This is a genomic window from Desulfitibacter alkalitolerans DSM 16504, assembly GCF_000620305.1.
Taxonomy (GTDB): Bacteria; Bacillota; DSM-16504; order Desulfitibacterales; family Desulfitibacteraceae; genus Desulfitibacter; species Desulfitibacter alkalitolerans.
In genome coordinates this window covers 28,869-49,305 of the sequence record NZ_KK211105.1, presented here as the reverse complement: position 1 = coordinate 49,305, position 20,437 = coordinate 28,869, and the positions used below count along the sequence as shown (strand labels likewise).

General features: G+C 37.7%; 22 protein-coding genes and 1 pseudogene. All 23 read right to left on the bottom strand.

Annotated elements, in window-relative coordinates; genetic code table 11:
- Positions 1-4: 4 nt before the first annotated feature.
- Positions 5-1,477 (bottom strand): cardiolipin synthase, encoded by a 1,473-nt coding sequence (cls, locus tag K364_RS0119805; protein ID WP_035270426.1) that lies wholly within the window; start codon positions 1,475-1,477, stop codon positions 5-7.
- Positions 1,478-1,794: 317 nt separating this feature from the next.
- Positions 1,795-2,457 (bottom strand): annotated as a pseudogene (locus tag K364_RS24950) (manganese catalase family protein); the annotation flags it as partial.
- Positions 2,458-2,520: 63 nt separating this feature from the next.
- Complete coding sequence (locus K364_RS24945; protein WP_051534259.1) at positions 2,521-4,035, bottom strand: peptidoglycan D,D-transpeptidase FtsI family protein; 1,515 nt, start codon at positions 4,033-4,035, stop codon at positions 2,521-2,523.
- A gap of 48 nt (positions 4,036-4,083) precedes the next feature.
- Positions 4,084-4,308 carry a DUF4911 domain-containing protein gene (locus K364_RS0119790; protein ID WP_028309445.1) on the bottom strand — a complete coding sequence of 75 codons (225 nt, stop codon included), beginning with the start codon at positions 4,306-4,308 and terminating at the stop codon, positions 4,084-4,086.
- Positions 4,305-5,552, bottom strand: a complete 1,248-nt coding sequence (locus K364_RS0119785) for a peptidase U32 family protein (RefSeq protein ID WP_242841758.1) — start codon at positions 5,550-5,552, stop codon at positions 4,305-4,307. Before K364_RS0119785 ends, K364_RS0119790 begins: the two co-directional genes overlap by 4 nt.
- On the bottom strand, positions 5,522-6,172 hold the full coding sequence (locus K364_RS0119780) for an O-methyltransferase (RefSeq protein WP_028309443.1): 651 nt from the start codon (positions 6,170-6,172) through the stop codon (positions 5,522-5,524). The genes K364_RS0119785 and K364_RS0119780 overlap by 31 nt, the downstream gene beginning before the upstream one ends.
- Positions 6,173-6,259: 87 nt before the next feature.
- A complete protein-coding gene (mltG, locus tag K364_RS0119775) occupies positions 6,260-7,303 on the bottom strand; it encodes an endolytic transglycosylase MltG (RefSeq protein ID WP_028309442.1) in 1,044 nt (347 codons plus the stop codon).
- Between the two features lie 64 nt (positions 7,304-7,367).
- The gene (locus K364_RS0119770) at positions 7,368-7,661 is read right to left on the bottom strand and encodes a DUF1292 domain-containing protein (RefSeq protein WP_028309441.1); all 294 of its coding nucleotides are present in this window, start codon (positions 7,659-7,661) and stop codon (positions 7,368-7,370) included.
- A gap of 264 nt (positions 7,662-7,925) precedes the next feature.
- A complete protein-coding gene (locus K364_RS26865) occupies positions 7,926-8,081 on the bottom strand; it encodes a hypothetical protein (RefSeq protein WP_156946538.1) in 156 nt (51 codons plus the stop codon).
- 103 nt (positions 8,082-8,184) lie between these two features.
- On the bottom strand, positions 8,185-8,601 hold the full coding sequence (ruvX, locus tag K364_RS0119760) for a Holliday junction resolvase RuvX (RefSeq protein WP_035270423.1): 417 nt from the start codon (positions 8,599-8,601) through the stop codon (positions 8,185-8,187).
- A 14-nt stretch (positions 8,602-8,615) separates the two neighbouring features.
- Positions 8,616-9,566: an aldo/keto reductase gene (locus tag K364_RS0119755; protein ID WP_028309439.1), complete on the bottom strand. Its 951-nt coding sequence runs from the start codon at positions 9,564-9,566 to the stop codon at positions 8,616-8,618.
- A gap of 64 nt (positions 9,567-9,630) precedes the next feature.
- Positions 9,631-9,891 (bottom strand): IreB family regulatory phosphoprotein, encoded by a 261-nt coding sequence (locus K364_RS0119750; RefSeq protein WP_028309438.1) that lies wholly within the window; start codon positions 9,889-9,891, stop codon positions 9,631-9,633.
- A 90-nt stretch (positions 9,892-9,981) separates the two neighbouring features.
- A complete protein-coding gene (alaS, locus tag K364_RS0119745) occupies positions 9,982-12,627 on the bottom strand; it encodes an alanine--tRNA ligase (RefSeq protein ID WP_028309437.1) in 2,646 nt (881 codons plus the stop codon).
- A gap of 168 nt (positions 12,628-12,795) precedes the next feature.
- Positions 12,796-13,839, bottom strand: coding sequence for an AI-2E family transporter (locus K364_RS0119740; protein ID WP_028309436.1), 1,044 nt, complete (start codon positions 13,837-13,839; stop codon positions 12,796-12,798).
- A gap of 99 nt (positions 13,840-13,938) precedes the next feature.
- Positions 13,939-14,085: a hypothetical protein gene (locus K364_RS26860; RefSeq protein ID WP_156946537.1), complete on the bottom strand. Its 147-nt coding sequence runs from the start codon at positions 14,083-14,085 to the stop codon at positions 13,939-13,941.
- Positions 14,082-14,561, bottom strand: coding sequence for a PRC-barrel domain-containing protein (locus K364_RS0119730; RefSeq protein WP_028309435.1), 480 nt, complete (start codon positions 14,559-14,561; stop codon positions 14,082-14,084). The genes K364_RS26860 and K364_RS0119730 overlap by 4 nt, the downstream gene beginning before the upstream one ends.
- 104 nt (positions 14,562-14,665) lie before the next feature.
- Positions 14,666-15,739 (bottom strand): tRNA 2-thiouridine(34) synthase MnmA, encoded by a 1,074-nt coding sequence (mnmA, locus tag K364_RS0119725; protein ID WP_028309434.1) that lies wholly within the window; start codon positions 15,737-15,739, stop codon positions 14,666-14,668.
- A gap of 10 nt (positions 15,740-15,749) precedes the next feature.
- A complete protein-coding gene (nifU, locus tag K364_RS0119720; RefSeq protein ID WP_028309433.1) occupies positions 15,750-16,127 on the bottom strand; it encodes a Fe-S cluster assembly scaffold protein NifU in 378 nt (125 codons plus the stop codon).
- 20 nt (positions 16,128-16,147) lie between these two features.
- Complete coding sequence (nifS, locus tag K364_RS0119715; protein WP_028309432.1) at positions 16,148-17,314, bottom strand: cysteine desulfurase NifS; 1,167 nt, start codon at positions 17,312-17,314, stop codon at positions 16,148-16,150.
- Positions 17,311-17,739 carry an RrF2 family transcriptional regulator gene (locus tag K364_RS0119710; protein ID WP_028309431.1) on the bottom strand — a complete coding sequence of 143 codons (429 nt, stop codon included), beginning with the start codon at positions 17,737-17,739 and terminating at the stop codon, positions 17,311-17,313. The genes nifS and K364_RS0119710 overlap by 4 nt, the downstream gene beginning before the upstream one ends.
- A 123-nt stretch (positions 17,740-17,862) precedes the next feature.
- Positions 17,863-19,149: a replication-associated recombination protein A gene (locus tag K364_RS0119705; protein WP_028309430.1), complete on the bottom strand. Its 1,287-nt coding sequence runs from the start codon at positions 19,147-19,149 to the stop codon at positions 17,863-17,865.
- 95 nt (positions 19,150-19,244) lie between these two features.
- Positions 19,245-19,574: a thioredoxin gene (trxA, locus tag K364_RS0119700; RefSeq protein WP_028309429.1), complete on the bottom strand. Its 330-nt coding sequence runs from the start codon at positions 19,572-19,574 to the stop codon at positions 19,245-19,247.
- Positions 19,575-19,697: 123 nt separating this feature from the next.
- Positions 19,698-20,435 (bottom strand): tRNA threonylcarbamoyladenosine dehydratase, encoded by a 738-nt coding sequence (locus K364_RS0119695; protein WP_277995619.1) that lies wholly within the window; start codon positions 20,433-20,435, stop codon positions 19,698-19,700.
- Between the last annotated feature and the right edge of the window lie 2 nt (positions 20,436-20,437).

Here is a 20,437-nt window from a genome sequence, read left to right as displayed (position 1 = left end):
AGTATTACAATAGTGGTGATGCCAGCCTGGCAGTTGATTCCATAAATCTTACCCAGAGGGTTTTATTCTCTAAAGACTCTAATGTAACCTCTACACATTCCTTTAAGTCATCATAAAAATCCTCATCAAGGCGTTTTACCGTTGATGGATGGAAGCAAAAAGCATTAATTTCAAAATTATACAGGAAGCTGCGATTATCAAAATTAGCAGTGCCTATTGATGCAATAACATTATCTACTGTTAGAACTTTTGCATGTATAAAGCCCTTGTTATATTTAAATATTCGTACCCCTGCCTTGATAAGCTCCTCAAAATATGAGCAGGTTGCATAATATACAAACTTTTTATCAGGTACACCTGGTACAATTATTTTTACCTCAACACCACTCAAGGCTGCTGTTTTTAATGCCATTAGTATACTTTCATCAGGAATTAAGTAGGGTGTTGTAACATAAATCTTATACTTGGCAGAAGTTATTATGGAGAAATATGCCTGTTGAATAGATTCCCAATCATAATCTGGGCCACTAGGTACTATCTGTATTAATTCTTGGCCCACTTTCCCGTGTTTGGGGAAGTATTCACTTCCTTCTGGAACCTCCCCAGTTATGAAACGCCAGTTTTTTAGAAATACATTTTGTAAAATATAAACTGCCTCACCATGAATTTTAATATGTGTATCTCTCCAAAATGGGTATCTAGGATTTTCATTAATGTATTCATCACCTATATTTAATCCCCCTAGATACCCAACTGTACCATCTACTATTAAAATCTTACGATGATTTCTATGATTAAATTCACTATTAAAAAATGGTATCCTAATTGGCAGAAATGGTCTTATTTGTACACCGGCATCTATAAGGTCCTTTAGAAATTTTCTACCCAGTCCGAAGCCGCCTAGTCCATCATAAATGAACCTTACCTTGACTCCTTCCTTAGCCTTTTTGATTAGAATGTTTTTTATTTTATTTCCAAGGTTATCATCCTTAACAATAAAATATTCAAGGTGAATATGATGTTTTGCATTTTCCATTGCTTCTATTTTTGAATTAAAGGCATCATCACCACAAGTAAGCACCTCTGACTTATTATTATGGGTAAAGGGCGATTTGGAATTATTTAAAAGTAAATTGATTAGCTTGTGTTTAACATCTGTGTATTCATCGCAGCAAAATAGAAGCTTTTGTTTAACTCTTTCTTTTTGTGACTGCACTAACTGATAGCAATCAATGGGACCATTATCCAGTTTCATTCTTTTAAAAAGGGCACGCTTGCGAATGTTATTTCCAAAAAAGAAATACAAAACAAAGCCTACCACAGGGAATACAAGAAGTATTAATAGCCATGCTACAGTCTGTGAAGGATTCCTTTTTTCAAAAAATATTACAATCCCAGTTAGAAACACGATAAAGGAAAATATGTATGCAATTGTTGCAGGCACAATTTCAATAAAAGACTGAAAAAAGCTGTGCATTTATTTTTATCTCCTTAGGCTTAGCAAAATATTTTTAGTAAATTATATCACAAATGTAACTGTACTTTGTATTATCATAATGATAGAAAGATTAAAAGGATACATATTTTTTCATTTTTAAAATAATATTATTGCAATAAAAATGCCCCCTGAGAATTAGTATAACCCAGGGGGTTGCTTTTTGTGTTTGTTTATTGATAGTTAGGATGCTGATTAGGTTTTTGCGTTTGATTTTGGGTTTGGTTCTGATTATGATAATACTGCTGCTGTTGTGCATACTGTTGACCATGATGCTGTGTTTGATTGTGATTGGTTCCCCTGGGGTTATTAAAGCCTGGTGGCGTTGGCTGAGGAGCCTGAAAGTGCTTTCCTGGCGAAGACAGGTCAAAGTAGAGCCTTGCATCTTCATCTACACCAAAATCTCTATTTGAGCCTGTATTTTGGACCTTATTTAATGCTTCTCTAAAAAGTGCATTGTGAGCTTCTTCCCTATTTAATAAAAAATCTATTGCCTCTCTTACTCCCTTATCATTTATTTGACGATGAAGGTATTCATAAACAACCTTGGCTCTTTGCTCTGCGGCAATATTTGATAATAGGTCAGCAGCTAAATCACCTGTTGTATTAATATAAGCTCCAGTCCAGGGAACACCTGAAGCATTAACTAAATCAGGTGATAACCCGGTAAGGACATGGGGTTCTAAATTGGCATTGGCATAATTGCCCTGCAGATCATGTCCATTGAGCATGTTAATCATGGTAGCAACCATTTCCATGTGGCTGAATTCCTCTGCAGCAATATCAAGGAACAGGTCTTTTATAGCCTTATCTTTGATTCTAAAGCTTTGCACAAAATATTGGAGTCCTGCCTTTAGCTCACCATTTCCACCGCCTAATTGTTCCTGAAGCATGGCTGCATAAGTTGGATTTGGCCTGTCAACTTTAACAGGATGTAAAAGACGTTTCTCATGTCTAAACAATTCATTCACTCCTTATTTAATAAAATTCTTCTAATTTAGTCTTTACTAAAGATGGGAGTATTATTATTGTGTTTTAATTTTTTGCATTATTTCTTTAAAAATGGGTGCTGCATCAGCACCACCGCTTCTGCCACCCTCCACAACAACTACAACTACATATTTTGGATTATCTATGGGAAAATACCCGGAGAATAATGCATTTAAGCCACTGCCTGTTTCAGCAGAGGCTGTTTTACCAGCCGATGGTACTTCATTAATCCAGGCATTTATTCCTGTACCCCACCTATTCACAGCATAGAGCATATCTTGAAGAGAGGAAACAGTAGTGTCTGACCAGACCCTATAGGGTGGCACTGAAATTATTTTTTGCACAGGTTTACCGTCCTGGTCTCTAATCTCCATAACAACCCGAGGAGTAACAGCATACCCTCCATTTGCAACGGCTGATATAAGAACTGCCATTTGTACCGGTGTAATCATAATCCCTTCTTGGCCGAGGGAAGCATTTGCAATTTTACCTGGTCCATAATCAATATTTATCTGATTAACCAGATTCTGTGGGTAACCCATTATACTGTTGTCTGTCAATCCTAACCTTTCAGTATATTTTAGTATATTTTGTCTTCCCACTCTTAACCCAATATCTATAAATGTTGGGTTGCATGAATATGCCACTGCCTCAATTAAATTAATATTTCCATGTCCTTCCCTATTCCAGCAGTTAATCCTTAGACCTGTTGGAAATATATAGACTCCGTTACAATGAAAAACATCTGTAGGTGTTACCAAGCCTTCCTCTAAAGCAGCTGCCGCTATAAAGGTTTTAAATATTGAGCCTGGAAAGTAGTGTTGGAATGCTTTGTTTAAAAGACTAGTCCCTTGGGTAGGTAATGGATTATTCTGATCGTAGTTTGGTCTGCTGGCTACTGCAAGTAAATCACCATTAAGGGGATCCATGACCACTACAGCTCCAGATATTTTATGATAATCCATTACATCCTCTACTGCCTCCTGGATATCTTTTTGGATGGTTAATACCAATTGGTTACGTGGAACGTCTCTTTCCTCCATTTGAAAGCTTAAGCCCGGGATAATATTTCCTCTGCCATCCAGAACAATCCTCCAAAGATACCTTGAAGAACTTATGAGATAATCATCATAAATCCGTTCTAAACCCGTAGCTCCCCGTCCATCTGCCAAATGACCAATAAGGTGGCGTGCAAGAGAATCTTTGCCATAACGCATTATGATTGGCATTGAAAAGATCTGATGCTCACCAAAATCTGATACTGGTATCAACTCGTGTGGTTCATTACTGATAAAAACCCTACGGTCACTGGTAATCATAGCCTCTCTTGTTTTTACTTCACTACCTATCAAACTTATTCCATTTCTATCAATTATGTCTGCCCTGGGAATCTCCTCAGAACTTATATACCTATTCTGCATTTGAAAAGCCTGCTGACGTAATTCATTACCATTAATAAGCTGTAAATATACCAACCTTATTAATAAAAGACTAAAGGCAAAAACCAATACCAGGAGTACTATGCCTAACCTGTTTTTTAATCTTCTCATAAAAAAACACCTTCCATTCATGTATATATTTGACGGAAGGCAGAAAACTTATTCAGTTATATCTATAATTTTAATCTCCCTGGGAAAGGTCTCCAATATTTCTAAAAGATATGCTTTACTAGACTGGGCCGTGTGGAGCCTAACATATCCATGGTGAGCATCCTCCGTTGTAACAAGGGCTATGCCTTCATGACCTTCAACTATTTTATTTAGTAAATCAATATCTCTTATTGCCACCTGCACAAGAATAGAAATTTCTCTGTCTAAGGTCATGTTCTTCTCCTTCTAATAAGAGTATCTTCTGGAAACATTACAGGTGAAGGTATATACACTAACTGTTGAGGATGTGGAGCTTTAGCAATCTTCTCCATTTTGTCATCAAACATTGCCTTTATAATCATTTCCTTATTCTCACCCTTAGGAGGGCAGAGCTCGATTTTGTCTCCCACGCCAAAATTATTTCTTTGTTCTACAATAAGCTGTCCTTTACTACTATCGTAACCAATTACAATGCCTATAAAATCGTAAGTATGCTTGTAAGCGGATGTCTCAAAGTTATGATCATCAGATGTAATTTTATTAAAATAAAAGCCTGTAGTGTATTCCCTGTGGCTTACTTTGCCTACCTCTTCAAGGAGCTTTTCATCCAGGGTGTAAGTTTCGGGGCTTTGGCAATAGGAATCTATTGCCTGCCTATAAGCCTTTACTACTGTAGCAACATAGTGTATACTTTTCATTCTTCCTTCTATTTTTAGAGAAGCTATCCCTGCTTTTACCATGGCAGGGATATTTTCTAGCATACATAAATCCTTGGAGTTGAAAATATAGCTGCCCCTTTCATCCTCCTGAATTTCCATAACCTGCCCTGGCCTCTTTTCTTCAATAAGATGATACTTATATCTGCAGGGATGGGCACACTCCCCTTGATTAGCCCCCCTGCCTACTAAAAAGTTGCTTAAAAGGCACCTTCCAGAATAAGCCATACACATGGCTCCATGGATAAAAGCTTCAATTTCTATATCAACTTTTTGTTTAATTTTTGCAATCTCTGTCAATGACAGCTCTCTGGCAAGTACTATTCTTTTTATACCATAGTCTTTCCAGAAGTCTGCAGCTGCCCAGTTTGTGGTGTTTGCCTGGGTGCTCAGGTGAATAGGAAGCTGCGGAACAACTTCTCTGGCTATCTTTACTATTCCTGGATCAGAAACTATTATACCGTCTGCATTTATAGCTTCTAATTTTAAAAGATATTCCTCTATGCCCTCCAAATCATCATTATGGGCAAGTATATTAACAGTTACATAAACCTTTTTATTAAATGAATGAGTATAGTCAACTGCCTCTTGCATCTCTTCTAAGGTGAAATTTCCTGCAGAGGCACGCAGGCCAAGCTGTTTTCCACCTAAATAAACAGCATCTGCTCCATAAAGCAAGGCAAATTTTAATTTTTCCATATCTCCGGCAGGTGCTAATAGTTCTGGTTTTTTCAAGACAATTCCTTCCTTTCCTTTAAACATAGAGCTACTCCATCTCCCAGGGGCAATATGGACGTAACCAGGTTAGGATGATTATTTAACATTCTTAAAAATTTCCTTAGCCTGACCACTAGAGTTCTTTTTCTTCTAGGATATTTTGCACCTGTCGCCACCATGCCCTTGAACAATACATTATCTGCTACTAGAATTCCCCCTGGCACCAGTAGCTTATAAGCATAATCAAAGAAGGATATGTACTGACCCTTTGCTGCATCCATAAAGATGAAATCAAAGTCACCTGGTAATTGGGGCAATATGTTCAAAGCATCTCCCAGATAGGCAGTAATGATGTTGTCTAGACCTGCCCGTTGAAAGTACTCCCTCGCCCTTCTATGACGAAGGTGATTAATTTCTATTGTAGTAACCCTGCCAAGGGGAGCAACTGCCCTTGCAAGCCAAATGGTTGAGTAACCAGTAGCAGTTCCTATCTCTAGAACCCTTCTACTGTTATGCATTTTTGCTAGTAAGTAAAGCAGCCCTGCAGTCTGAGGATCAGCAATGGGTATTTTATCCTCTAGCCCTTCCTGCTCCATCTGCTTAAGAAGAGAATCCCTTTTTGGTACAAAGGTTTTAAGATAATCTGTTAAAAGTATAGTATCCATTTGGTCACCCTCTTTTGAGGAAAAATATGATATCACAGAATAGACCCTTTGTATTTCCGTGAAGGGAAAAGGGTCTATTCGCTAAAGCTATCTTAAATATCTATTTTTGGCCTGCTCATGTTCTCTAAGAGTTTTACTAAAATGATGTGAGCCATCTGGTTTTGCCACAAAGAAAAGATAGTCATCATCTGTAGGGTTGAGGGCTGCATGAATTGCCCCCTTACCTGGTGCTGCAATTGGCCCTGGGGGTAATCCATCATTTCGGTAAGTGTTATATGGTGATACTATTTCAAGATCACTATATAAGAGCACCTCCTTGACCTCACCTAATGCATACTGAATAGTAGCACATGACTCAAGCCTCATTTTCCTGTTTAGTCGATTATGAAAAACTGCTGATGCCAGGACCTGTTCTTCAGGTTTTCTAATTTCTCGTTCAATTATGGAGGCTAGGGTCACAACCTCTAATATGTTCATACCCAGTTCATTCATTTTAGCCTTATATTCCTCTGAATAAACTTCCTTGAATCTATCAAGCATCATCTGAATTATGCCTGCTTCAGAAAAGCCTTCTGGTATTCTATAAGTGTCAGGAAACAGAAAGCCTTCAAACCTTAAGGGGCCTTCAGGAAGCTCATCCATCCAGGGAAAAATAAAATCCCCTTCCTCAGCTAGCCTAAGAAAAACTTGAGCATCAGCTACACCTTGTCGTTCAAGAGAGGCTGCTATTTGTTCAAGGGTAAGGCCTTCGGGAATAGTAAAAGAAATTAGATTTAATTGTCCCCTTTGAAGCCTATCTATTATCTCAGGCAATGACATTGATGGACTTAAATCATATTTTCCGGCCTTAAGGTGTCTATCCAAGCCTTGATTTCTCACAAATAATCTAAAGAATACAGGGTTGTGGATTAAACCATTATCAAATAGCTGCTGGGCTATCTGAGCTGTGCCGGTGTTATTTTTTATGTCAACCACAACATATTGGTAGTTGTCCTTTTCAACAGGACCTTTAAACTGTTCTATTTTAATCAAGCCATACAGAAATACCAGCACCGCAGCTAGTAATAGCACTAAAACTATTAATTTTGTCTTTTTAAAAGTTTTAGGTTGAATATATGCTTTAGGTTCCATTTAAAATCACTCCCAAAAGCTTTTACTCAACCTATTATACATATTTCTTTTTATTTCTACAAGGTTAGTTCTGGGTATCTTCACTTTCTTCTAAACCTTCCTGCCATATGTTAGCAACCATTTCCCATTCATCATCATCTTCAATTTCATAAAGTATTTCTTCCCCTTCATCATCAATTCCAACCTTTAATATTATAGCTTCTTCCCCAACACCATCCTTTGTCTTTGGCAACAGTATAGCATATTCTTCTTCATCAACCTGTATCATGTCTATTACCTCAAACTCTATTTCTTCTCCATTCTCATCTACTAAAGTAATGGTATTATCCATTTCCATGTTTTCATTGTGTTCTGTCATATTTAAACCCCGCCTTTACTTGATTTTATGATTTTTTAGTCTTGACAATTATACCTTTTGTTATTGATTTTTGTCCAGTATATGCTTGTTATTATTTCCAATTGTCAATTGAAATAAACAAGATTCTTCATACCGCCACAATCCCATCTAAGACAGTGGCAGTAGTCTTTTGGAAAACAGAATAATTAAGATAGTGGGGATAGTCATGTGGTAAACTTACAAAAAGTAAAAGAGGGACGTTATCCCCCTATTACTTTTTTGACTTTACTCTTTATTATATGATGGTCCGCCAATTCCACCACTACAGGGCTTTGGAGGTTCAAGCTGCTCTAAAGAACACTTTTCGCAAACTACACGACCACCAATATAATATAAATCATCATCTGGCACTTCCATTCCACAAGTAGTACAGATAGCCACAATAATCATCCTCCCTTTTAGGATAGGTTGTTTGTTGTCTTAGTTTCGTAATTTACTGTAATAACTCCTTCTTAAAAGGCAAATCTATACAAATTCTTCATAATTAGCGAATTGTACTATCCATATAATTTTGCAAAATCATTACTGCTGCAATTTTGTCTACAACCTGCTTCCTTTTTTTTCTGGAGACATCTCCTTCAAGAAGAGTCCTTTGGGCACTCACTGTAGTTAATCTTTCATCCCAATACTTTATTTCAAGACCAGTCCTTTTGGCAAGCTCATTGCCAAACTCCTTAGCTCTATCTGCAGAAGGCCCAAGGGTATTATTCATGTTCTTTGGCAGGCCTACTACTACAAAAGTGACATCGTAATCCTTTAATATACTAATTATTTGCTTCAAATCTTCCTCCATGCAGCTTCTTTTGACTGTATCAAGACCTTGAGCTGTTATGCCCAGCAAGTCGCTTACCGCTATTCCTATTGTTCTTTCACCTATATCTAGACCAGCTATTCTAGCCATTAACAAATTACCTCCTAAAATACTTTTATACAAAAATCAGTACATACTGCTGAGCAGTAACCACATAAAATACATTTTTCATGCTCCACTATTAGCTCCCCAAAGACATTTAAGGCTAAAGCCCTCTGACTGCACTTTTCTACACATTTAGCACAACCGTTACACCATGGTTCAACACGCAGCCTTTTGTCGTTTTTAAGAAGTTTTATATGCAGGTCTTCTGGAATCTTAATTCTATTAAGAATCATGCAGTTTGCATGTATTTCTAAAGGATCCTGCATTCCCAGGGCAACAGAATCTAATTCTTTTATAGCAAAAACATATTGCAACGCCTCTAGGTAATTACCAGCAAGATTGCCTCCACCTAAAGCTTTCATGGCATATATTCCTATACCCTGAACTTTTGCACTTTTTATTTCTTGAAGCATGTTCTCAACTGTTCCATCAACAATACCCAGACTTTTATAATTTACTATGGGATGTATAATATCAATGCCATCCAATTTTTTTGCAGCAGATACGCCCTGCACATAATGGGTTGATACTCCGACAGCCTTAACAATGCCCTTTTCCTTTGCTGCTAGTAGGGCCTCCCAGGCAGGATAGTGCCCCTTAATAGTTAGAAAGGATTCTTGTTCATGCATAAGAAAAATATCTATATAATCCCTGTTAATTTCCCTTCTAGCTTTTTCTATACTAGCCATCATTCCTTTAAATGTATACGCATAAGACTTACTAGCAATTATTACAGGAGTGCTAATTTCCTTTAATAATCTATTAAGGTAGGAATATGTTTCATATATTTCTGCGCTATCAAAAAAATTAATACCCTTTTCAACTGCTTTTTTTAGGATTTCTGTTCCCTGGGCTATGCTATAATTCTTTTGCAATGGACCAATGGTAAGGGTACCAAAGCAAATCTTTGAAACTTTAATACCTGTTTTACCAAGAGTTGTATACAACACCCAGCTATCACATCCTTACATGAAAATAAACCCCATGACAAACTCACAGGGTTTATTGACCTTTTTACTCTTTGTTTAGATAATGTATCAGCAATTCCTCTAAAAGGTCATCTCTTTCTAACTTTTTGATAAGACCCCTGGCATTATTGTGGCTGGTAATGTATGCAGGGTCCCCAGATAAGAGATACCCAACTAGCTGGTTTATGGGATTGTAGCCCTTTTCTTTAAGCGCTTCATGAACCTGAACCAAAATGTCCCTGGCCTTTAATTCATCTTCTTTTTTTACCTTGAACATCATGGTTTGATCCATATCGTTATTTCCCATTCCTTTCCCTCCCCAGAATAGGCACTTTTTTTATTACTTCTGCACCTATAATTATTATTCCTTTATACTAAGAAAAAATAACATAATATACTATTTAATTTGACCTAGGATTATGTCTTTTGCAGCCATTAAAGCTTCTTCAATTTTTGAAGGGTCCTTTCCTCCTGCCTGTGCCATATCAGGTCTGCCGCCACCACCGCCATCGGCAATTTTGGCAACTTCCCTAATAGTATTACCTGCATGAACACCTCTATCAATAACATCCTTGGTTGCCATAACAATAAAGCTGGCCTTATCTTCTATGGGAGCCCCGAGAACTATAACCCCAGACTGTATTTTGTTTCTAAAAGTGTCTCCCATATTCCTAAGGGCATCCATGTTTCTGGCATCAACTTTTGCTGCCAGGAGCTTTACTCCCTCTATATCTATAATATTATCAAAGAGGTTTTGTGATTGATAGCTTGCCAATCTTGCAGAAAGCTTTTCAATTTCCCTTACTTTTTCCTTGTTTTCAAGAATAAGCTGGTCAACTTTTGAAACTATATGTTCAGAGTCTGTTTTTAGAGCTTTACTTATTTCTTTTGTAATCGACTCCATTGTATTTAAATAATTTAATGCCTCTGGGCCTGAGATTGCTTCAATTCTTCTTAAGCCTGAGCCAATACCACCTTCACTTACAATTTTGAAAACACCAATTTCATAGGTAGATTCTACATGTGTTCCCCCACAGAGTTCAAGACTATAATCCCCTATTTGAACAACCCTTACCTCTTCACCATACTTTTCACCGAAAAGGGCAGCAGCACCAAGCTTTTTGGCTTTCTCTAGTGAAGTATCAAAGAACTTAACTTGACTTCCAAATAAAACCTGCCTGTTAACCATATCCTCAATTTCTTTTAGTTCTTCATTAGTTACTGCTCCAAAATGGTTAAAGTCAAATCTCAAACGTTGTGGCGTTACCAAAGATCCTGCTTGATTAACATGATCTCCAAGGACATCTCTCAAAGCTTGATGTAGTAGATGTGTGGCAGTATGGTTCCTGGCAGTATTTAATCTTCTATGGCTGTCTACTGATACATCAACCTTGCTGCCTACACTAATGCTTCCTTCAACTACTTTCCCAATGTGTAAAATCTTATCGTCCGGAAGCTTTTTAGTGTCAATTACATGTATCTTGCCATTTTCACTGACAATATCTCCCTGGTCGCCTATTTGACCACCACCCTCAGGATAAAAGGGTGTTTCCTTAAGTACCACAAAGACTTCATCACCAGCAGCAGCAGTTTCTACAGATTTTTCTCCAATAATAATTGATAATACCTTGGTTTCGTTGGTGGTTTGTCCATACCCAATAAACCTTGTTTTTCCTATGTCACCTAATGCACCAATAAATGCAGCTGAAAAATCCCAACCCTTTGCATCCTCTCGAGCAGCCCTTGCTCTTTGTCTTTGTGCTTCCATTTCTTTTTGGAAGCCTTCAGTATCCACTTCCATATTATTTTCCTCTGCAAGGTCCTTGGTCAGGTCAAGAGGAAAGCCAAAGGTATCATATAATACAAAGGCATCATGGCCAGAAATATGTGTTTTTCCTGACTTTTTAGCAGAAGTAATTATGTCATTGGCCATTTTCATTCCTTCATTTATTGTCTCATGGAATTTCTTTTCTTCAAGCTTTATTATCTTTTCAATATGCTCCTGTTTTTCTACTATTTGTGGATAAGCCTTGCCCATAATACTGCCCACTTCTGATACCATTTTATTTAAAAATGGTTTATCTATTCCTATTACCTTTCCAAATCTAACTGCTCGCCTTAATATTCTTCTTAAAACATAGCCTCTTCCCTCATTGCCTGGTAAAACGCCATCAGCGATAAGGAAAGTACAGGAGCGGGCATGATCTGCAATGACCCTAAAGGGAAATCCTGTCTCACCAGGTGAGTATTCCTTGCCGGTATGCTTCTCCACCCATTTTATTAGGGGCCTCATCAAATCTGTATCATAATTGCTATCTACATTTTGAAGAATAGATGCAACCCTTTCTAACCCCATTCCCGTATCTATACTTGGTCTGGGAAGGGGTGTAAGGTTTCCATCCTGACCTCTTTCAAACTGCATAAAAACAAGATTCCAGATTTCAAGCCATCGATCGCAATCACAAACTCCCAGGGCACAGTCTGGACTTTTACATGAATACATGGTTCCCCTATCAAAGATTATTTCACTGCATGGCCCACATGGTCCCGTATCCCCCATGGCCCAGAAGTTATCCTTTTCTCCTAAACGAATGATTCTTTCTGGTGGTACATCTGTATTCTTAATCCATAGATCATGGGCTTCATCATCATCCAAATAAATTGTGACCCACAGCCTATCTTTAGGCAGCTTAATCATTGAAGTCAAAAATTCCCATGCGTATTCAATGGCTTCCTTTTTAAAATAATCTCCAAAGGAGAAGTTACCCATCATTTCAAAAAAAGTATGATGCCTTGCAGTTCTTCCTACTGTATCAAGGTCATTATGCTTTCCACCTGCCCTAACACACTTTTGAGCAGTAACAGCCCTTGAATAATCTCTTTTTTCAATACCGGTAAAAACATCCTTAAACTGAACCATGCCGGCATTTGTAAAAAGTAATGTAGGATCATTATGTGGTACAAGAGACGAACTTTCTACAATCTTATGTCCCCTATCAGCAAAATAGTTTAAAAAAGCCTCCCTAATTTCCTTGCCCTGCAACCAAATCACTCCTTCAACCCATATCTTTGATAAGTAAAATATATAAAACCCCGTCACCAGCTAAGACATGGACGAGGTAACACTCTGTACTAATGTCCCGTATATTATACCTAAATATAACCAATCATGTCAATTGTACTGGAATATCTCATTTGCCTGTCGTAATTTCTAATTCATCATCTTATCCACCCAGTAGTTTATAATTATTCTGGTTACTGCTGTAACGGGAACTGCTATTAAAAGTCCCAGCAATCCAAATAGATGTCCCCCTGCTAATACAACAAAAATAACTGTTAGAGGATGAAGTCCAACACTTTCCCCCAATATTTTAGGGGATAATATATTAGATTCTATTTGCTGAACAGCTACCATTAATATTAAAACATATAATGCCTTAATAGGTGAATCTAACAATGCCATGATAAAAGCAGGCAAAGCTCCTAATACTGGGCCGAAATAGGGAATTAAATCAAATAGGCCTGAGATAATTCCTAAAAGAATGGCAAATCGAACATCAATTATTGTCAAACCAACGGCCATCATTAGGCCTACTAAAAATGCTACTAGAAGATGTCCTCTTATAAACTTTGTTAATATCCTATCTATTTCCTTCCAAAGATGAGACACCTCCCTCCGAAGTGCTGCTGGGAATAATCCCATTACTCTCTCACCAAGGATATTTTTATCCTTTAAAATATAAAAGGCCAGTATGGGTGATAGCAAAATTATAACCAGGCCTGAAAATATTCCTAATATTCTTTCTGCAAATGCATCCAGACTAGCAATGAGAAACTGTTCAAAATTGCTAATGGTATCGTCTATTACTTGACGTAAGCTCTCAGGTATCTGAACTCTTTGATAGTTTTCATAAAAGTTAGTGATTGATTCCTGGAGTTGTATAGTCAGGACAGGAACCATTTTTGAAAACTTATCAATCTCTCTTGCTATAACAGGAAAGGCATAGATAATAATAAGGGTGATACCCCCAAGCACAGAGGTATATACAATTAAAATAGCCAAGGTTCTCTTGAAGCCCTTCTTTTCTAGGTTTGTTACCAGGGGATTTAATAGATAAGCTAATACAAGGGCTAGTATAAAGGGAGGCAGGATTACTCTTACAATATACAAGAAGTATACACCTAATAATAGTGCCCCTATTAATAGAAGAACCCTCCTGGTTCTTTTACTAAAATTTAAAAATTTAACATTCATATTACTTTCTCATCAATTCATTTACCTCTGCCTGCAACCTTGCTCTGTCCTTTGATTTTACAACAAAGCCCCACATTTAACCATCACCTCAAAGAGTTATTATACACTTGTTAATGAACCATCCTCTTCTACTTCATATATTTTGCTATTAGCATCATATTCAATTAGGCAGTTCCAGCAGTAGAATTGATCTGTGGCCACTCTTCCTACTGCCCTACCGTTACATACTGGACAATTCTTCATCATTTATCACCTCCTAAATTCTCTTTTATAATAATCATATTATCAGAAAGGGTTTCAAAGGCTTTAAGATGAACCTTTTCTCTGCCATTAATAAAATCTTTCAGAAGTCCATCTGAAATCTCAATACAATCTATTTTTCCGTCTGGAAAGGAAAATATAATTTCAGCCAAAAATCCTATTTCGCGTCCCCAGTTAGAAATTATTTTTCGTCCCCGATAATTGCTCCACCTTTCTCCATCCTCATGAATTTCTTCTAAAGCTTCCAGTCTTACCAGGGGAACCCAATCTCCCGCAAGCCTTTTAAAGTTTTTTAATGGGATGGCAGTATCATTTTTGTTGAGAATACCACCAGTTTCCAAATAGAGATATTTAACAATGCCTTCATTCCAGGAAATTATTAAATCCTTTATAAAGCCAATTTGTTTGCCCGTTTCTAGAGAAATGACTGGTTTTTCTATTAATTCATTTGATTTATACATGTTTAATACTCATAAAAGTTTCCATTTATTAAATATTCTTTCCAGATAATATAAAAAAAATGCGTTTGCAGGCAACGCATTTCTCAAAATAATTTACTATAGTATTATATCTTTTCACCAATGGTACCTCCGCCCACTACCAGATCGTCTAAGTAATATACTACTGCTTGACCGGGAGTAATGGCTTTTACAGGCTCTGCGAATTCTACTCTAATTCTTCCTTCCTCTGGATAAATAATGGCACTTACAGGTTCAGATTTATAACGGATTTTTGCCTGAATTTCCATTGGTTCCTGAAGACTATCGAATAAAATAAAATTGTTATCATATGAATATAGTCCATTGGAAAAAACATCTTCTTTTTTGCCTATAACTACTGCATTTTTTTCCGGCACTATATCCACCACATAGGCTGGATATCCAAGGGCTAATCCCAAGCCCTTTCTTTGGCCAATTGTATAGAAGGGAATCCCCTCATGGGTCCCTATTCTATTTCCGTGAATATCAATAAATGATCCCTTTTTTATGGTTTCTACCTTGCTTTGAAGAAAATTTCTGTAATTGTTATCAGGAACAAAACAAATCTCCTGGCTCTCTGGCTTGTTTGCAACCCTTAGATTTAGTTCTTGTGCTATATTTCTAATTTCTGGTTTAGTAAAATCACCAAGGGGCATGAGGGTTTTAGCTAACTGTTCCTGGGTAAAACCATAAAGCACATAGGTTTGGTCCTTATTTAAATCTACAGCCTTTTTCATTAAGTACCTTTTCCTATCCTGGTCATAGTAAATCCTAGCATAATGGCCGGTGGCTATAAAATCTAAACCTAATTGGAGCGCCTTATCAAGAAGGGCATCGAACTTTACTAATTTGTTGCATGCGATACAAGGGTTGGGAGTTCGTCCCTGCATGTACTCTTCTATAAAATAGTCAATAACCTTTTCTTTAAAAATGCTTCTAAAATTAATTACATAAAAAGGTATTCCCAGTTTATTAGCCACACTTCTTGCGTCATCAACAGCACTAAGACTGCAGCAGCCTGCCTCATTTTCAGCAGGAGGCTGGTCCTCAGGCCAGATTTGCATGGTGACACCAATTATTTCATAACCCTTTTCTTTTAATAAATGGGCGGTAATAGAACTATCTACACCGCCGCTCATGGCAACTAATACTTTTTGCATTTTTTATTCATCACCTATTTTTTGCTTGCTTTGACTTGTAATCCTCAATTGCCTTGCGTAATGCATCAGCAGCTAAATTGGAACAGTGCATTTTTGTTCCAGGCAAACCACCTAAGGCCTCTGCAACCTCCTTGTTTGTAAGCTTTTCAGCTTCTTCAATGGTCCTGCCCTTGGCAAGTTCAGTTGCCATGCTGCTTGTTGCAATTGCTGCTCCACATCCAAAGGTTTTAAACTTAATATCTTCTATTACATTATCTTTAACCTTAATATACATTTTCATAATATCCCCACAAGTAGGATTACCCACCTGTCCTATTCCATCTGCATCTTCAATCTCCCCAACATTTTTTGGATTTGTAAAGTTCTCCATTACCTTATCTGTATACATAATTTTTCTCCCCCTTAAGGCTACTTTTTTTTATTATATAATGGTGACATTGCTCTTAACCTATCTACAACCTGAGGAAGTGCCTCTAGTACATAATCAATGTCTTCTTCTGTGGTCTCTCTCCCTAGAGTCATCCTCAGTGAACCATGGGCAATTTCGTGGGATAAACCCATTGCCAATAGTACGTGGGATGGATCTAGAGAACCGGAAGTACAAGCTGATCCGCTAGATGCTCCTATTCCTCTCATATCCAGGCTTAACAATAATGATTCACCTTCAACAAACTCAATACTTACGTTAACATTACTTGCAATTCGCTTTTCTGAATGGCCATTTAATCTTGTATGGGGTATATTTTCTAAAATACCATTTATTAACTTATCCCGAAGTTTGCTTTGCTTGTCATTTTCCTCATCAATCTCTTTTCCTGCAAGCTCTGCAGCTAACCCAAAACCTACTATACCACTTAAGTTCTCTGTTCCTGGTCTTTTCTTGCGTTCCTGAACACCGCCATACATGATGCTGTCAAGTTTAACACCTTTTCTTATATATAAAACACCAACACCCTTGGGTCCATATATCTTGTGACTAGAACCACTCAGCATGTCTACATTTAATTCATTGACATTAACATGAACTTTGCCCAGGCTCTGTACCGCATCTGTGTGGAATAGAATGCCTTTATCCTTTGCCAATTTAGCCATTGGACCAATATCCTGAATTGTACCAATTTCGTTGTTTACATGCATGATGGTTATTAAAATGGTTTCTGGTTTTATTGCTTTTTCTAAATCTGCTATACTAATAATACCCTGGTCATCTACAGGTAGATAAGTTACTTCATATCCTTGTTTCTCCAGGTATTTACAGGGATCCATTACAGCATGATGCTCAATTGCAGACGTTATAATATGTTTACCTTTTTTACTATTGGCAAAGGCTGCACCGAGAATTGCAATATTATCTGATTCCGTGCCTCCACTAGTAAAATATATCTCCTTGGGCTCTGCACCAATGAGATTAGCAAGCCTCTCCCTGGCCTCATCTAAAGCTTTCCTGGCTTCTCTGCCAAAGCTGTGAATACTTGAGGGGTTGCCAAACTTGTCGACCATATATTCTACCACCAGGTCGGCAACTTCTTTTCGAACTGGTGTAGTAGCACTATGGTCTAAATATACTTTTCTCATCTCAATTCCTCCTGTTTGTTAGCTTCATCACACATATTTGCCAGGGTTATGGAGTCTAAAACCTGGGTTATGCTGTCTCTAACCTTTTCCCAAACTATCTTGGTTACACAACCTCCAGCCCTGTCACATGTATTTATATCTTCATGTACACAATCCATGGGGCCTATTGGTCCCTCAAGTGTACGTATAATATCACCAACATATATATCCTCTGGTTTTTTGGCCAGACTATATCCTCCCTGAGCTCCTCTTGTACTTTCTACCAATCCTGCTCTACGCAAGCTGCCAAAAAGCTGTTCCAAATATGGTTCAGATATAGATTGTCTCTCAGCTATTAGTTTAAGGGGAATAGGTCCGTCACCATAAAATTGTGCAAGTTCAAACATTGCCCTTAATCCATATTCTCCCCTGGTGGATAATTTCATGGAAACACCCCACTTTTCCACTTTAAAACCAAGTAAAATACTTGGGTATATTCTATATTAATATACTAATAGATTTTACCAAAATGTCAATGGCTAATCCAAAGTTTTTTACTCGGAATTAATTTATCCCTTTTCTTCAGTTTTATTCTTTGGTATATAGTACTTTTTATCCTTTAATTTATCGGGAAGGTACTGCTGTTTTACCCAGTTGTCTGGGAAGTCGTGGGGGTAGAGATATCCAACTCCCCTTCCCAGCTCTTTAGCTCCTTTATAATGGCTGTCAGCAAGATGAATTGGTATTTCACCAATTTCCCCCTTTCTCACATCATGTAAAGCACCATCTATGGCAGTAATAACTGAATTGCTTTTAGGTGCTAATGCCAGATGTATGGCAGCCTGTGCAAGATTAATTCTTGCCTCGGGCATTCCTACAAATTCCAAAGCATTAAAAGCAGCAACAGCAATTTGAAGTGCTTGTGGATCAGCCATGCCAATATCTTCTGAGGCATGGACTATCATTCTTCGTGCAATAAATCTAGGGTCCTCACCTGCATCAAGCATCCTGGCCAGATAGTGGATGGCAGCCTGGGGATCTGAACCGCGAATGCTCTTGATAAAGGCAGATATTACATCATAATGGTAGTCCCCCTTTTTGTCATAGCTAACTTTCGGCCTTTGCAGGCAATCCTCAATTACTGTTAAATCAATCAGGCGAACCCCATCTTTATTTGGAGGGGTGGTAAGCACAGCCATCTCCAGGGAATTAAGAGCAATTCTTGCATCACCACCAGAGCATTTTATTAGATGCTCCATGGCGTCTTTGCTTAAATCAAACCTGTATTTGCCAAGGCCCCTTTCTTCATCTCTTGAGGCCAGGTTAATAATGTCCTCCATCTGCTCTTCATTTAATGATGCTAGTTGAAATATTCTTGACCTGGACCGCAGGGGGCCATTAATTTCAAAGTATGGGTTTTCTGTAGTGGCCCCAATAAGGGTTAAGGTACCATCTTCCACAGATGGAAGTAGTGCATCCTGCTGTGATTTATTAAATCTATGTATCTCATCTATAAAAAGTATTGTTTTTTCATTATACATTCCTAGTCTTTCTTCTGCTGCTTTAATGATTTGTCTTAAATCTCCAACACCTGACGTGACAGCATTCAAGCTTTGAAAATTAGATTTCGTAAGATTGGATATGACCTTTGCCAGGGTGGTCTTCCCGCTTCCTGGTGGACCATAGAAAATAATAGAACCTAACCTGTCTGCTTCAATGGCTCTCCTCAGAAACCTGCCCTTGCCCAGGATATGTTCCTGGCCAATAAACTCATCAAGATTCCTGGGTCTCATTCTAACAGCTAAAGGTGATGATTTTTTTAAGTTTTGTTCTTTAGAAAAGGAAAATAAATCCATGTTAATCCATCCTTCAACTATAAAGCTTTCAATCATCTATACACTTATCCAGGTATAGGCAACTGAAAGCTTTAACATCTGTACTTATTTAATATTTAAGCATACTTTTTTAGTAGTGCTGAAAGCTCATTTTTTGTTTTAAATCCTACTATTCTTTCAACTTCTTCTCCACCCTTAAATATAATAAGAGTAGGTATGCTCATTACTCCAAATTGAGTAGGAGTCTGGGGATTCTCATCAACATTTAATTTGCCTACTTTTATTATTCCAGCCAGCTCCTCTGCTATTTCGTCAATAACTGGTGCTATCATCCTACAAGGCCCACACCAGGCAGCCCAAAAATCAACTAGAACAGTTTCCTTGGAATTTAGAACTGCTGACTCAAAGTTATTATCTTCAATTTTTATTATTTTATCACTTGCCATCTTCAATTCTCTCCTTTCAGGATGTTATTTTAAATTTATAAGCAAGTTGTCATGGAAATTTTCCATTATGGGAATACTTACCTAGCTCAGATTATATTATATATAATTATTTGAAGCAAGTTCTTAATTATTATAAGAATGATCATTCACAGAATCTACAAATTTGGCAATTACATAATATGCCAGATAAAAACCAGCCACTGCTGGAACAAATGAAATAGATCCAGGAATTGAATTCTTCCCAGGTGGAACCCTTTCTGCAGTCTCTTGTTTTAGCTGTACGGGACTATCAGGTGAATATACCACAGGCACACCATCTACAATGCCTCTTTTCCTTAGCTCCCTCCGCACTACACGAGCTAAAGGACAGGTTGCTGTTTCAGAAATATCGTCTATCGTTAGGGTCAGCGGGCTTATTTTGTTGCCAGCACCCATGCTTGAAATGATGGGAATGCCATTTCTTTTGCAGCGCGTTATGATATCGAGCTTGGCAGACACATTGTCAACTGCATCTATCACAAAATCATAATCACTAGTTATGAAATAGTCTCCCCTATCTGGTGTATAAAATTCCTGCAAGGCCTTTACCTGTAAATCTGGATTTATATCCTTAATCCGCTCAGCCATTGCTTCTACCTTTGGTCTGCCAATAGTACTCTCCATGGAATGAAGCTGTCTGTTTATATTGGTGACTGCAATAACATCATGGTCAACCATTGCTATGCTTCCCACACCGGTTCTTGCAAGGGCCTCAACAGCGTGGCTGCCGACTCCTCCTATTCCAAGTACAAGGACATTTTTCTTTTTTATCTCATCCATTGCTTTTAATCCCAACAGCATTTCAGTTCTTGTAAATCTCACTA